The organism is Pseudomonas sp. B13(2017) (assembly GCF_002113245.1).
Taxonomy (GTDB): Bacteria; Pseudomonadota; Gammaproteobacteria; order Pseudomonadales; family Pseudomonadaceae; genus Aquipseudomonas; species Aquipseudomonas putida_Z.
Map to the genome: position 1 here is coordinate 69,613 of NZ_NEJX01000025.1, position 13,874 is coordinate 83,486.

11 protein-coding genes are annotated in these 13,874 nt (G+C 65.5%); 5 read left to right on the forward strand and 6 right to left on the reverse strand.

The features are described from left to right. The first annotated feature begins 58 nt into the window (after positions 1-58). Positions 59-2,476 carry a glucose/quinate/shikimate family membrane-bound PQQ-dependent dehydrogenase gene (locus CAG44_RS25020; protein WP_085693186.1) on the forward strand — a complete coding sequence of 806 codons (2,418 nt, stop codon included), beginning with the start codon at positions 59-61 and terminating at the stop codon, positions 2,474-2,476. Between the two features lie 126 nt (positions 2,477-2,602). Then, positions 2,603-3,871, forward strand: coding sequence for a carbohydrate porin (locus tag CAG44_RS25025; protein WP_085693187.1), 1,269 nt, complete (start codon positions 2,603-2,605; stop codon positions 3,869-3,871). Between the two features lie 119 nt (positions 3,872-3,990). Here the strand turns inward: CAG44_RS25025 and argE are convergent, their stop codons facing one another. Both argE and CAG44_RS25035 read right to left on the reverse strand, forming a co-directional pair. Beyond that, entirely contained in the window at positions 3,991-5,151 is a 1,161-nt protein-coding gene (gene argE, locus CAG44_RS25030; RefSeq protein WP_085693188.1) for an acetylornithine deacetylase, read from the reverse strand. Next, positions 5,144-5,821 (reverse strand): DUF1028 domain-containing protein, encoded by a 678-nt coding sequence (locus tag CAG44_RS25035; RefSeq protein ID WP_025338853.1) that lies wholly within the window; start codon positions 5,819-5,821, stop codon positions 5,144-5,146. The genes argE and CAG44_RS25035 overlap by 8 nt, the downstream gene beginning before the upstream one ends. A gap of 3 nt (positions 5,822-5,824) precedes the next feature. Here CAG44_RS25035 and CAG44_RS28670 point away from each other — a divergent pair, with 3 nt between their 5' ends. From CAG44_RS28670 to CAG44_RS25045, 3 genes are all read left to right on the forward strand, one after another. Then, positions 5,825-6,025 carry a hypothetical protein gene (locus CAG44_RS28670; RefSeq protein ID WP_139833429.1) on the forward strand — a complete coding sequence of 67 codons (201 nt, stop codon included), beginning with the start codon at positions 5,825-5,827 and terminating at the stop codon, positions 6,023-6,025. A gap of 100 nt (positions 6,026-6,125) precedes the next feature. Further along, positions 6,126-7,445, forward strand: coding sequence for an NAD(P)/FAD-dependent oxidoreductase (locus tag CAG44_RS25040; RefSeq protein ID WP_025338852.1), 1,320 nt, complete (start codon positions 6,126-6,128; stop codon positions 7,443-7,445). Then, the gene (locus tag CAG44_RS25045) at positions 7,445-7,861 is read left to right on the forward strand and encodes a RidA family protein (RefSeq protein ID WP_025338851.1); all 417 of its coding nucleotides are present in this window, start codon (positions 7,445-7,447) and stop codon (positions 7,859-7,861) included. Before CAG44_RS25040 ends, CAG44_RS25045 begins: the two co-directional genes overlap by 1 nt. Before the next feature lie 158 nt (positions 7,862-8,019). Here CAG44_RS25045 and CAG44_RS25050 read toward each other — a convergent pair whose 3' ends face one another. The 4 genes from CAG44_RS25050 to pgm form a co-directional block, all read right to left on the reverse strand. Then, a complete protein-coding gene (locus tag CAG44_RS25050) occupies positions 8,020-10,425 on the reverse strand; it encodes a TonB-dependent receptor (RefSeq protein WP_085693189.1) in 2,406 nt (801 codons plus the stop codon). A 66-nt stretch (positions 10,426-10,491) separates the two neighbouring features. Continuing rightward, on the reverse strand, positions 10,492-11,436 hold the full coding sequence (locus CAG44_RS25055; RefSeq protein WP_085693190.1) for a FecR domain-containing protein: 945 nt from the start codon (positions 11,434-11,436) through the stop codon (positions 10,492-10,494). Next, positions 11,436-11,945: a sigma-70 family RNA polymerase sigma factor gene (locus CAG44_RS25060; RefSeq protein WP_085591511.1), complete on the reverse strand. Its 510-nt coding sequence runs from the start codon at positions 11,943-11,945 to the stop codon at positions 11,436-11,438. Before CAG44_RS25060 ends, CAG44_RS25055 begins: the two co-directional genes overlap by 1 nt. Positions 11,946-12,023: 78 nt before the next feature. Next, a complete protein-coding gene (gene pgm / locus CAG44_RS25065; protein ID WP_085693191.1) occupies positions 12,024-13,661 on the reverse strand; it encodes a phosphoglucomutase (alpha-D-glucose-1,6-bisphosphate-dependent) in 1,638 nt (545 codons plus the stop codon). Between the last annotated feature and the right edge of the window lie 213 nt (positions 13,662-13,874).

Sequence of the window (13,874 nt, forward strand, 5' to 3'; positions counted from 1 at the left end):
GTTAATTAGCAAGCTAAGAGATTACACTGCGCGCATTCCACCTGCTGAGATCCCTGGCATGAAAGAAACACCGCGCGCCTCTGGCGCCACAAACATCATCCTGGTCGGCCTGGGCGTGATCATCGCCCTGCTCGGCCTCCTCCTGGCTGCGGGCGGCGTCAAGCTGGCCGGCCTGGGCGGTTCCTGGTACTTCCTGGTCGGCGGCCTGGCCATGGCCATCGCCGGCGTCCTCATCGCTCGCCGCAAACCGGCTGGCGCCTGGCTGTACGCGGCGTTCCTTGTCGGCACTGCCATCTGGGCGCTGATCGACGCTGGCCTGGTGTTCTGGCCGCTGTTCTCGCGCCTGTTCATGTTCGGCGCAATCGGCATGGTGGTGGCGCTGGTCTACCCGCTGCTGGCCCGTGCCAGTGGCACCAGCGCCGGCCGCGGTGCCTATGGCGTTGCCGGGGTGATGGCCGTGCTGCTGGTGATCGCCGCCGGCAACATGTTCGTCGCCCACCCAAGCGTCGCCCCCACCGGCAAAGGCCCGGGCATGACCCCGGTCGAGGCCGACAAGGCGCAGAAGGACTGGGCCCACTACGGCAACACCGAAGGCGGCAGCCGCTTCGCCGCGCTGGACCAGATCAACCGCGACAACGTCAACAAGCTGAAAGTGGCCTGGACCTACCACACCGGTGACGTGGCGCTCAGCGACGGCAACGGTGCAGAAGACCAGCTGACCCCGCTGCAGGTCGGCAACAAGGTGTTCATCTGCACCCCGCACAACAACCTGATCGCCCTCGATGCCGACACCGGCAAAGAGCTGTGGAAGAACGCGATCAACGCCCAGTCCAAGGTCTGGCAGCGTTGCCGTGGCATGGCCTATTTCGACGCCACTGCCGCCATCGCCCAGCCGACCCAGCCGAACAGCTCGCCAATCACCGCGGCCAGCGTACCGGCCGGTGCCAACTGCCAGCGTCGCCTGCTGACCAACACCATCGATGGCCGCCTGATTGCCGTCGACGCCGACACTGGCGAGTTCTGCCAGGGCTTCGGCAACAACGGCCAGGTCGACCTCAAGGCCGGCCTGGGCGATGTGCCGGACTCCTACTACCAGCTGTCCTCGGCCCCACTGATGGCCGGTACCACCGTGGTGGTCGGCGGCCGCGTCGCCGACAACGTCCAGACCGACATGCCAGGCGGCGTGATCCGTGGTTTCGACGTGATCACGGGTGAAATGCGCTGGGCCTTCGACCCCGGCAACCCGGAAGATCGCCAGGCGCCGCAGGGCGACAGCACCTATGTGCGCAGCACCCCCAACAGCTGGGCCCCGATGTCCTACGACCCGGCGATGAATACCGTGTTCCTGCCGATGGGCTCGTCGTCCACCGACATCTACGGTGTCGAACGCAGCAAGCTGGACCACACCTATGGCGCTTCGGTACTGGCCCTGGACGCCACCACCGGCAACCAGAAGTGGGTGTTCCAGACCGTGCACAACGACCTGTGGGACTTCGACCTGCCGATGCAGCCGAGCCTGATCGATTTCACCAAGGACGACGGCCAGTCGGTACCTGCAGTGGTAATCGGCACCAAGGCCGGGCAGATCTACGTGCTCGACCGCGCCACCGGCAAGCCGCTGACCCAGGTCGACGAAGTACCGGTCAAGCCAAGCAACATCCCCAACGAGCCGTACTCGCCAACCCAGCCGAAGTCGGTGGGCATGCCGCAGATCGGCGCGCAGACCCTGACCGAATCGGACATGTGGGGCGCAACCCCGTACGACCAGCTGCTGTGCCGCATCGACTTCAAGAAAATGCGCTACGACGGCCTGTACACCGCGCCGGGCACCGACCTGTCGCTGAGCTTCCCGGGTTCGCTGGGTGGCATGAACTGGGGCAGCATTTCCACCGACCCGGTACATGGTTTCATCTTCGTCAACGACATGCGCCTGGGCCTGTGGATCCAGATGATCCCGTCGCAGAACAAGGGCGGCGCCGCTTCCGGTGGCGAAGCGCTGAACACCGGCATGGGCGCAGTACCGCTCAAGGGCACCCCGTATGCGGTGAACAAGAACCGCTTCCTGTCGGTGGCCGGCATCCCGTGCCAGGCGCCGCCATTCGGCACCCTGACCGCCATCGACATGAAGACCCGCCAGGTGGCGTGGCAGGTACCGGTGGGTACCGTCGAGGACACCGGCCCACTCGGCATCCGCATGCACCTGCCGATCAAGATCGGCCTGCCGACCCTCGGCGGCACCCTGTCGACCCAGGGTGGCCTGGTGTTCATCGCCGGCACCCAGGACTTCTACCTGCGCGCCTACGACAGCAGCAACGGCAACGAAATCTGGAAGGCTCGCCTGCCAGTGGGCAGCCAGGGCGGCCCGATGACCTACGTCTCGCCGAAGACCGGCAAGCAGTACGTGGTGATCACGGCTGGCGGCGCGCGCCAGTCGACTGACCGTGGCGACTACGTGATTTCTTACGCCTTGCCGTAAGACCGCGTCGCCTTCATCGCCGGCAAGCCAGCTCCCACAGGATCGTGCCACCTGCAAAGGCAGCGCAGACCTGTGGGAGCTGGCTTGCCGGCGATGAGTCCCTGAAAAACAACCTGAGATTCAGCAATGCCATCCGCAATTCGCATCACCCCCACCCTGCTGCTGGCCCTGGCCAGCAGCACCGCCCTGGCCGACGGCGACCTGATGACCCGCAGCACCCTGACCGGTGACTGGGGCGGCCTGCGTCACCAGCTGGAAGAAGACGGCGTCAAGTTCACCGGCGACTACAGCGGCGAAACCGCCTACAACGCCCACGGTGGCCTGCACCGCTCGGCGCGCTACTCGCAAAACCTGAAACTGGGCGTGCAGTTCGACCTGTCGAAACTGTATGGCCTGGACAACGGCGGCAAGGTCCAGCTGACCATCAACGACCGCCGCGGCAACAGCGCCTCGGAAGACCTGGTGGGCAACCGCCTGCCGATCCAGGAAAACTTCGGCGGCCTGTACACCCGCCTGACCGAGTTGAGCTACGAGCGCACCCTGTTCACCCCGGCACTCAACGTCAAGCTCGGCTACATGGCCATGGGCAACGACCTGGGCGGCCTGGACAGTGGCATCCTGTGCAACTTCATGAACGCCGGCTTCTGCGGCCACCCGCTTAACATGTCTGGCGGCAGTGGCTGGACCAATTACCCCAATGCCCACCTGGGCGTGCGGGTGAAGTACGACCTGTCGCCGTCCTGGCAACTGCGTGTGGCGGCGTTCAACGTCGACCCGGAAAGCAACGGCAACTCCAGCCGCGCCTGGCACCTGGGCCCCAAGCACACCACCGGCACCGTGGTACCGGTAGAACTGGTGTACAAGCTGCAGGGCGAGCTGCCTGGCGAGTACAAACTGGGCTACTACTACGACAGCTCCGATGTGAAGCGCATCGGCAGCGACGAGGAAGTGTCCGGCCGTGGCGGCCACTATCTGCTGGTCGACCAGGCCGTGTGGAACGACCAGGGCTTGCCGGGCCGCAGCCTGCATGCCTTCGGCCAGTACTCGGCGTCGAGCAAGGCCGCCTCGCCGTTCACCAAGTGGTATGGCGCCGGCGTGGTGCTGTACAAGCCGTTCGCAGGCCGCCCGAAGGATACCGTGGCGCTGGGCTATGGCCGTGCCGTGCCCAACCCGCGTAGCCGCGACGTGCTGGAAGATGCCGCGTTCAATGCCGGGCAGCAGTTCCCCGATATCGACAGCGCCGAGCAACTGGTCGAGCTGAGCTATGGCTACCAGGCCACGCCGTGGCTGAACCTGCGCCCGGATGTGCAGTACATCATCGAGCCGGGCGCGTTCTCCGGGAAGGACATCGACAACGCGCTGGTGGTTGGCCTGCAGGTCAAGGCTACCTTCTGAATACCCGGGGCCGCGCTGCGGCCCATTCGCGGGTGAACCCGCTCCCACAGATACTGCACAGCCCTCGAGACTGACGAGATCCTGTGGGAGCGGGCGTGCCCGCGAAGAAGCCAGCGCAATCAACCCTGCCTGAGGTAATCCACCAGCCTCAGCAACATGGCATCACACCCCCGCAACTGCTCGACGCTGACGAACTCATCCGGCTTGTGCCCCTGGTCCATGCTCCCAGGCCCACACACCACAGTCGGGATGCCCGCCTGGTCGAACAGCCCTCCTTCGGTACCAAACGCCACCGTACCGAACTCATCCGAACCACTGAGCAACGCCACCAGGCCAGCCGCCTCGCTATCCGCAGGCGTGGCCAGCCCCGGATACGCACTCAACGGCTGCAGGCGAATGGCGCTGGCGGCATTGACCTTGCGCATGCGCGGCAGCAATTCGGCCTCGGCATAGGTTTGCAACTGGTCGGCCACTGCCTGCGCCTCGAACCCCGGCAAGGCCCGCACTTCGAAATCGAATTCGCATTCCGCCGGCACGATGTTCAGCGCCCTGCCCCCTTTGATCACACCGGTCTGCACAGTGGAGAACGGTGGGTCGAAGCGCTCGTCGTGATGCTCCGGCAACGCCAGGGCATCACCGATATCACCCAGCTTGCCGATCAGCTTCGCCGCATACTCGATGGCATTCACCCCATACGGTGCGTACGCCGAGTGGCAGGCCGCGCCATGCACCTGGCAACGCATCGCCAGCTTGCCCTTGTGCCCCAGCACCGGCTTGAGTTCGGTGGGTTCGCCAATCAGGCACAGCCGTGGCTTGTGCGGGCGCTGCTCGAGCGCGGCCAGCATCGAGCGCACCCCCAGGCAGCCGACTTCCTCGTCGTAGGAGAACGCCAGGTGCACCGGCATGCGCAACGGCTGGGCGAGAAACGCCGGTACAGCCGCCAGCACCGAAGCGATGAAACCCTTCATGTCGGCCGTGCCGCGGCCATACAGGCGCCCGGCGCGCTCACTCAGGGCAAACGGCTCGACTGTCCAGGCCTGGCCGTCCACCGGCACCACATCGGTATGCCCGGACAGCACCACGCCGCCAACATCCCGGGGGCCGATGGTGGAGAACAGGTTGGCCTTGGTGCCTTCCGGGTTATGGAACAGTTCGCTTTCCACCCCCAGCTCGGCCAGGTAGTCGCGGATGAAGCTGATCAGTTCGAGGTTGGAATCCCGGCTGACGGTGGCAAAGCCGATCAGCCTGGCCAGCAGCGCGCGGCTGGCAAATTCACTCATCGCCCGGCACCCCGTAGCTTGGCGCGGCAGTCGGGTTGAGGGCGCGGGTGACGTAGTCCTGCATCTGCGGCCGATACGCCTGCCACAGGCCATCGAGCACGCCGATCGGGTCGGCTTCGGCCCAGTCCACGCGCAGGTCCACCAGCGGCCAGGTCAGCTCGCCGGCAATCTTCAACGCCGCCGAGTGCACAGGCCCCGCCTCGCCGCCTGCGGCCATCGCCGCGTGCATGGCCGCCAGCAGGCGGTCGGCCAGATGCCCGCCGGCTTGTTCAAAGGCCTGCACCATCGCCTCGATCACCTGGGTCGAGGCCAACAGGTTGCCTGCCGCCGCACATTGCTCACCGGCGAGGGCGTAGTGCGTGCCCAGGGCTTCCTTGCCAGTGAACAGCGCCACCTGGCCATGGCTGTCGATCACCGTGAGCTGGCGGTACTCGCTCCAGCCATTGGCGCTCAGCACCCGGTCCAGCGCAGCGGCAGGCGGCAACTGGCCCTGTTCCAGGGCATCGAGAATCTGCGGGCCCAGCGCCGGCAAGGTGATGTTCTGGGTGGCGACCGCACCCACACCGGCACGCACCCACGGGCAGCGGGCGCCCACGGCGATGCTCGAAGAGCTGATGGCGATACCGACCTGGCCGGTTTCCTGGCAACGACCGATGATGGAAAAAGTCATGTCATGGTTCCTGTTGTGCTGTGCGATACACGGCATTCTGGGTTGAACCTTTCGGCCGGCGAAACGACCTTTTTCCGAGGGTTTGCAGAGGAAAAAACTATGACCACGAAACGTTCGGAAAAAACCCCGGCAAAGCTGCTGCGGGAACCGCTGCAGGCGGCAGGAATCAAGGCCTTCGCCGTTTTATCGGCAAGCCCCAGCTAAATACTATTTTCGCCATTTCCACGGCATCCCTAGTCTGGCCCCAGGCAACGGCGGTCCTCCAAACCGACCTGACAAAAACCGCCTGAACAAGGGCTCGGACATGACACTGAACAACCTCGAAATCGACACCCTCGTCGTCGGCGCCGGCCAGGCCGGCGTGGCCATGAGCGAACACCTGAGCAAGCTTGGCGTGCCGCACCTGGTGCTGGAGCGCAAGCGTATCGCCGAGGCCTGGCGCACCGGCCGCTGGGACTCGCTGGTGGCCAACGGCCCGGTCTGGCACGACCGCTTCCCGGGGCTGGAATTCAACCTCGACGCCGACGCCTTCGCCGGCAAGGACCAGGTGGCCGACTACTTCGAGCAGTACGTACGCAAGTACAACCTGCCCGTACGCACCGGCATCGAAGTGAAGAAAGTGCTGCGCAACAGCGACCGCCCCGGTTTTACCATCGAAACCAATGAAGGCGTGATTCGCGCCAACCGCGTGGTCGCCGCCACCGGCCCGTTCCAGAAGCCGGTGATCCCGGCCATCGCGCCGAAAGACAGCAACCTGCACCAGATCCACTCCGCTGCCTACTACAACCCCGAGCAGTTGCCAGAAGGCGCTGTGCTGGTGGTCGGCGCCGGATCTTCCGGCGTGCAGATCGCCGAAGAACTGATGCGTGCCGGGCGCCAGGTGTACCTCTCGGTCGGCGCCCACGATCGCCCGCCACGCGCTTACCGCAACCGCGACTTCTGCTGGTGGCTGGGCGTACTGGGTGAGTGGGATGCGGAAATCGCCAAGCCTGGCCGCGAGCACGTGACCATTGCCGTCAGTGGTGCCCGTGGCGGCCACACCGTGGACTTCCGCGCCCTCGCCCACCAGGGCATGACCCTGGTCGGCCTGACCCAGTCGTTCGAGAACGGCGTGGCGCGCTTCCAGGACAACCTGGTCGAGAACATCAACCGCGGCGACGAAAACTACCTGGCCCTGCTGGATGCCGCCGATGCCTACATCGAACGCAACGGCCTGGACCTGCCGGAGGAGCCCGAAGCCCGCAAACGCCTGGCCGACCCGGAGTGCATGCGCAACCCGCTGCAGCAACTGGACCTGGCCAAGGCCGGCGTCACCAGCATCATCTGGGCCACCGGTTACGGTGTCGACTTCAGCTGGCTGCAGGTAGACACCTTCGACGCCAACGGCAAGCCCCAGCACCAACGCGGTGTGGCCCGCGAGCCGGGCGTGTACTTCCTTGGCCTGCCGTGGCTGTCGCGCCGTGGCTCGTCGTTCATCTGGGGCGTGTGGCACGACGCCAAGCACGTCGCCGGCCACATCGCCACGCAACGCACCTATACCGCCTACCGCGACCGCGAACAACGCGCAGCGGATGAGCAGCAACAACCCAAGATCAGCAACGTCAGCACCCTCGGAGCCCACTGATGCCTACCCATACTCGCATCCGCATGTTCAACACCAAGGTCACCTACCCCAACCAGACCCTGGACAACGACCTGTGCCAGGCGGTACGCGCCGGCAACACCATCTACGTGCGCGGCCAGGTCGGCACCGACTTCGAAGGCAACCTGGTGGGCCTGGGTGACCCACGGGCGCAGGCCGAGCAGGCGATGAAGAACGTCAAGCAACTGCTTGAAGAAGCCGGCTCGGACCTGTCACACATCGTCAAGACCACCACCTACATCACCGACCCGCGCTTCCGCGAGCCGGTGTACAAGGAGGTAGGCAAGTGGCTCAAGGGCGTGTTCCCGATTTCCACCGGGCTGGTGGTGGCCGGGTTGGCCCAGGCCGAGTGGCTGATGGAGATCGATGTGATCGCCGTGGTGCCTGATTCGGTCTGACCGATCGGTTCAACCTGTAGGAGCGGCCTTGTGTCGCGAAAGGGCTGCAACGCGGCCCCAGGATTGATGCGCAACAGTTGAAATTGCTGGGGCTGCTTTGCAGCCCTTTCGCGACACAAGGCCGCTCCTACAGGGAATGCGCCAGCATTTAGAATGGGCTAGAAACCCACTGTCGCCGACAGCAGGTAGGTACGCGGCGTAGACAGCGTTAGCCCCGGCTCGCTGTCATCCGAAGCCCCGGCCGAACTCCAGTAGCGGTCGTCCAGCACGTTCTCCACACTGGCGCGCAAGGTAACCTGGGTGGCCTCCACCTTGAACGCATAACGCGCCCCCAGGTCGTAACGCTCCCAACCCTCGATCTGCTTGCTGTTGTTCTGGTCCAGGTACTGCGAGCTCGAGTGGATGCCCCGCGCCGTCAGGGTCAGGCCGTTCACCCCAGGCACGTCCCATTCGGCGCCGAGGTTGACGTTGTACTCAGGCGTGGCCGGCGCGCGGTTGCCATCGTAGGCGCCACCGATGGTGTCGGTCAGTTCGCTGTCGATGTACATCACCCCGCCCAGCACGCGCACGCCTTGCACGGGCTCGCCGAACACGCTCAGTTCGATACCGCGGTTGTCGCGCTTGCCATTGGGGCCGAACACCCGCGACGTGGGGTTGGTTTCGTAGGCGGGCTGGCGGATGCGGAAGGCACTGGCGGTAACGGCGACCTGGCCCAGGTCGTACTTGGCCCCCACCTCGACCTGGCGGCTGGTGAACGGCGGGAAGATCTGGTCTTCGTTGACCGATGTCGAGGGCGCGATCTTGCCCTGGCTCAGGCCCTCCATGTAGTTGGCATACAACGACAGCTGGTCGGTAACCTTGAGCAGCACGCCGCCCGAGGGCGACACCTTCTCTTCATCGTAGGCGGTATCCCCCTTGATACCGTCGCTCCAGTCATCCACCTGCACCCGCTGCCAGCGCGCGCCCAGGGTCAGCAGCAGGCGGTCGTCGAAGAAGCCCAGGGTGTCGGCCAGGGCCACGCCGGAAAAGCGGTTTTCCGTGTACACCTCAGGGTCGATGCGGGTTGGCGTGCCCGGTGTCGGCGTGGCCACCGGGTGGTAGAGGTTACTGGGCGCCGAGGCATAGCGGGCGCCGCCGTTGGTGAAGTCCATGTAGAAGTAGGTGGCGGCCAGGTTCAGTTCGTGACTGACCGGCCCGGTATGGAACCAGTTGCGCACGCCGGCCATGGCGGTACGCACGGTTTCATCCCGGGTGAAGTCGCGCGGCTGCACGGTGAAGTCGCCGGCATCGTTGCTGATGGACACGTTGTGGCGCAGGAAGTCATGGTTGCTCTTGCGCGCACCGACCGCGCCATAGGCCAGCAGCGACTCGCTGATATCGTACTCGGCATGCAGCGCACCGAAGGTGTCGTTGGTGCGCGCCTTGCTCCAGGCCTGGGCGTAATTGTGGCGTACGTCGTTGGCATCCGGCACCTTGGCGTTGGCACCGACCAGCACCCGCTCCTGCGGTGCATCGGTGTCGCGCTCGGTATGGCCGAGGTCTGCCGAAAGCCGCAGGCGCTCGCCACGAAAGTCCAGGCCCAGCACCGCCATTTCGCGCTCGACACGCTGGTGGTCCCATTCGGTGTCGCCCGCCTGTTTCACGCCATTGAAACGCACGCCGAACTGCTGGCCTTCGCCAAAACGCCGGCCAACGTCCACCGCACCGCCTGCCTGGCCTGCCGAGGCGTAGCTGCCGGTAAACTCGGTGAGTGGCTGGTCGCCGGCCCGCTTGGGCTGCACATTGATGCCGCCGCCGACACTGCCCCGCGGTGAAATGCCATTGATCAGCTGGCTGGGGCCTTTGATGATGTCGACCCGGTCGGCCATTTCCATGTCGATCGAGTAGGTCGGCAGGATGCCGTACAGGCCGTTGTAGGCCACATCGCTGTTGAACAGGCTGAAGCCGCGAATGGTGAACTGCTCGAAGCGCCCACCCGCCGGGTTGGTGGCGCGCACCGATGGGTCGCTGGCGATCAGCTCGCCCAAGGTTCGCGCTTGCTGGTTCTTCACCAGTTCGCTGGTGTAGCTGGTGATGCTGAACGGGGTTTCCATGAAGTCGCGCGTACCCAGCAGACCCTGTGAACCCTGACGGGCCACCTGGCCACCGGCATAGGGTTGCGTTTCGTTGCCTGCGGCCAGGCCGCCGACGATGCTGGTCGGGGCGATTTCCAGGGCACCACCCGCCTGGGGGGCCGGCATCAACGTGAAAGCACCCTCGCCCACCGGCAGCAACTGCAGGCCGCTGCCGCGCAGCAGCTGGGTGAAGCCTTCGTCGACACTGTAGCTGCCGGACAGGCCATTGCTCTGCCGGCCGTTGACCAGCGCCGGGTCCAGCGACAGGCTGACCCCGGCCTGGTCGGCAAACTGGGTAAGTGCGGCACCCAGGCTGGCGGCTGGCACCTGATAGCTGCGCCGGGCAGGTTCATCGGCCCAGGCCGGTGCACACAACAACAGGCTCATGGCGAACAACGGATGTGCCGCACGCGCCAGTGGGCGCAGGCGGCAGGACATGACAACAGGCATTGAACAAGGCTCCCCTTTATTTGCTCCTACCGGTAATGACCGGTGAGCGAAAAAAAGGGGACAGCCTCATGCGCGATTTTCTTGCGCGGCCAGGCTCACCCAGTAACGCGTGCGCGTGTGCACCTGCAACGGCAGGCTGGCGGCGAGCAAGGCCAGCACCCGGTCGGTGTCGTCGAGGCGGAAGGTACCGGTCACGCGCAGTGCCTCCAGTTCGGGCGCCCAGCGCAGCACGCCGGGGCGGTACCTGCGCAGCTCGTGCAGCAGTTCACCCAAGGGGCGGTCCTCCAGGCGCAGCACCCCTTCGCGCCAGCCCAGCGGCCAGGCGTCCAGGCCGGTGACAGGGCCAACCCCGGCCACTTGCAGGCTGGCCTGCTGCCCGGCCTGCAGCAACAGTGCCGGGCCTTGCCGCGGCTGCAAGTTGGCCGTGCCCTTGAGCACCGATACCCGGCAAGCCTGATCGACCAGGCGCAGGCACACCTCGCCGGCATCCAGCGCGACCTGGCCATAGGGCACCTGCAACGTCAGGCTCAGATTGCCGGGCAACCTGACTGCCACTTCGCCACGCAGCAATGTCAGGCGACGCGCGCCCAGGTCGATATCCACCGCACTGTCGGTGTTCAACTGCACGAAAGTGCCATCGCTCAGCAGCACTTGCCGGCGCTCCCCGACCGCGGTGTGCATGTCGGCGGTCCAGGCCTCCAGCGGCAGTTCGCGGCTTGCCAGCCAGGCCGCCGGCAACAATGCCGCCACGCCCAGGGCCTGCTTGAGCAGCGCCCGGCGGCCGCTATCCGGGCGGTCCAGGGTGGCCATGGCCAATGCGCCGGGTAGCGCGGAAAAGCGCTGGCGCAACAGCAGTGCCTTTTGCCAGGCGTGTTCGTGCAAGGTGCTGCTGGTGCGCCATTGTTCCAGGCGCTGCAGGTCACCCTCGCTGGCAGAGCCAGAGTCCACCAGCGCCAGCCAGCGCGCAGCGGCCTGCAGTGCCTCGCGGGTTTCGGGGGAATGGCTGGTCATTACAGTTCGGCCAGCAGGCAATGCTCGTAGGCCTGCGCCATGTAGCGTTTGACCGAGCGCTCGCAAACGCCCAGGCGCTTGCCGATCTCGGCATAGCCCAGGCCCTCCAGCTGGCTCCAGAGAAAGGCCTTGCGTACCGGCGCCTTGAGGCCGTCGAGCAACTCGTCGAGGGCTTGCAGGGTTTCCAGCAGCAGCCAACGCTGCTCTGGCGAGGGCACATGCTGCTCGGGCAACTGCGCCAGTGCATCGAGGTAGGCTTGTTCCAGGCTGCGCCGCTGGTGGAAGTTGCTCAGCAGGCGCTTGCCCACGGTCAGCAGGTAGGCACGCGGTTCGCGAATGTCTGCCAGCGGCTGGGCGCTGGCCAGGATACGCAGGAAGGTATCCTGGCTGAGGTCGGCGGCATCCCAGGCATTGCCCATGCGCCGACGCAGCCAGGTTTCCAGCCAGCCGCGGTGTTCCCGGTACAGGGCAGGCAGGCTATGCTCCGGTGGCGGCGCGGCGTCGATCATGGGGAAGGCCCTGCGGTGGCGTAAATAAGATTAATTCTAATTTACACCATGCCGCAGAACCAAGCGGTTTGTTACCTGTCAGGCAATCGCCGCATCCACCAGCACCTGCGCTTCCTGCACCAGGCGCTGCAGGTGCGCCTCGTCAATGAAGCTTTCGGCGTAGATCTTGTAGATGTCCTCGGTGCCCGAAGGGCGCGCGGCGAACCAGCCATTGGCGGTCATCACCTTCAGCCCGCCAATCGCCTGGCCGTTGCCCGGTGCATGGCTGAGGATCTGCACGATCGGCTCACCCGCCAGCTCGGTCGACTTCACCTGCTCCGGCGCCAGCTTGCTCAGCAAAGCCTTTTGCCGGGCATCGGCCTTGGCTTCGACACGGGTGGCGAACGGCTTGCCCAGCGCCTCGGTCAGGTCGGCGTAGGCCTGGCTCGGGTTGCGCCCGGTGCGGGCAGTCATCTCGGCAGCCAGCAAGGCCGGGATCAGCCCGTCCTTGTCGGTGGCCCAGACCGAGCCATCGCGGCGCAGGAACGAAGCCCCCGCGCTTTCCTCGCCACCAAAGCCCAGCGTGCCGTCGAACAGGCCCTGGGCGAAGAACTTGAAGCCCACCGGCACTTCGTACAGCTCACGGCCCAGGCGCTGGGTGACGCGGTCGATCAGGCCGCTGGAGACCACGGTCTTGCCGACGGCGGCATCGCTGCGCCATTGCGGGCGGTGGCGGTACAGGTAGTCGATGGCCACGGCCAGGTAGTTGTTCGGCTGCAGCAGGCCATCAGGGGTGACGATGCCATGGCGGTCGTGGTCCGGGTCGCAGGCGAAGGCCACGTCGAAGCGTTCGCGCAGGCCGATCAGGCCCTGCATGGCATAGGGCGAGGACGGGTCCATGCGTATCTGGCCGTCCCAGTCGACGGTCATGAAGCGGAAGGTCGGGTCGACCTCGGTGTTCACCACTTCCAGGTCCAGCTGGTAATGCTCGGCAATCGCCGACCAGTAGCGCACCCCTGCCCCGCCCAGCGGGTCGACGCCCAGGCGCAGCTTGGCGCCGCGGATGACGTCGAAGTCGATGACGTTTTCCAGGTCGGCCACGTAGTTGCTCACGTAGTCGTGGCGCTGGGTGGTGGATGCCTGCAGCGCCTGGGCGTGGTCCATGCGCTTGACGCCCGCCAGGTCAGCGGCCAGCAGTTCGTTGGCCTTGGCCTCGATCCACTTGGTCACGTCGCTGTCGGCCGGGCCGCCATTGGGCGGGTTGTACTTGAAGCCACCACTCTGCGGCGGGTTGTGCGACGGGGTGATGACGATGCCGTCGGCCAGGCCCTGCTGGCGGCCACGGTTGTGGCAGAGGATGGCATGGGAAACAGCCGGCGTCGGCGTGTATTCGTCGTCCTTGGACAGCATTACCTGCACGCCATTGGCCGCCAGCACTTCCAGGGCGCTGGCAGTAGCCGGTGCCGACAGTGCGTGGGTGTCGGCGCCGATGAACAGCGGGCCACCGATGCCCTTCTCCTGGCGATACAGGCAGATGGCTTGGGTAATGGCCAGGACGTGGTACTCGTTGAAACTCAATTCAAGCGAAGTGCCACGGTGCCCCGAGGTGCCGAAGGCCACCCGCTGGGCCGCCACGGCAGCGTCGGGGCGGCCGGTGTAGTAGGCGGTGAGCAGTCGGGGAATATCGACCAGCACGCTGGCCGGAGCCGGCTTGCCTGCCAAAGGACTGAGCGTCATGCAGAAACCTCGAGTTCAACGGATGTTGGTGTTGGAGCGTGCAGTTTACTGAGAGTTGCAATGCCGCGCGATGGGCGGCAGCAAAGAAACAGTGAGCACACCGCATACCCTGTGGGAGATTCTATGGTTGTGGGCAATGCTTTTTGCCCCCTTTGCTCATGTATTCGCCTTGAGTCTTCATCAAGGCGAATGCAATTCTGGCCAGCTTTCGGG

Coding starts and splice junctions, on each gene's coding strand:
- CAG44_RS25060 (WP_085591511.1), bottom strand. CDS start 11,945: ATGATCGACGCCGCGCCGCCACCGGAGCATAGCCTGCCTGCCCTGTAC.
- CAG44_RS25020 (WP_085693186.1), top strand. CDS start 59: ATGAAAGAAACACCGCGCGCCTCTGGCGCCACAAACATCATCCTGGTC.
- CAG44_RS25040 (WP_025338852.1), top strand. CDS start 6,126: ATGACACTGAACAACCTCGAAATCGACACCCTCGTCGTCGGCGCCGGC.
- CAG44_RS25045 (WP_025338851.1), top strand. CDS start 7,445: ATGCCTACCCATACTCGCATCCGCATGTTCAACACCAAGGTCACCTAC.
- CAG44_RS25055 (WP_085693190.1), bottom strand. CDS start 11,436: ATGACCAGCCATTCCCCCGAAACCCGCGAGGCACTGCAGGCCGCTGCG.
- CAG44_RS25035 (WP_025338853.1), bottom strand. CDS start 5,821: ATGACTTTTTCCATCATCGGTCGTTGCCAGGAAACCGGCCAGGTCGGT.
- CAG44_RS25025 (WP_085693187.1), top strand. CDS start 2,603: ATGCCATCCGCAATTCGCATCACCCCCACCCTGCTGCTGGCCCTGGCC.
- CAG44_RS28670 (WP_139833429.1), top strand. CDS start 5,825: ATGGTTCCTGTTGTGCTGTGCGATACACGGCATTCTGGGTTGAACCTT.
- argE (WP_085693188.1), bottom strand. CDS start 5,151: ATGAGTGAATTTGCCAGCCGCGCGCTGCTGGCCAGGCTGATCGGCTTT.
- CAG44_RS25050 (WP_085693189.1), bottom strand. CDS start 10,425: ATGCCTGTTGTCATGTCCTGCCGCCTGCGCCCACTGGCGCGTGCGGCA.
- pgm (WP_085693191.1), bottom strand. CDS start 13,661: ATGACGCTCAGTCCTTTGGCAGGCAAGCCGGCTCCGGCCAGCGTGCTG.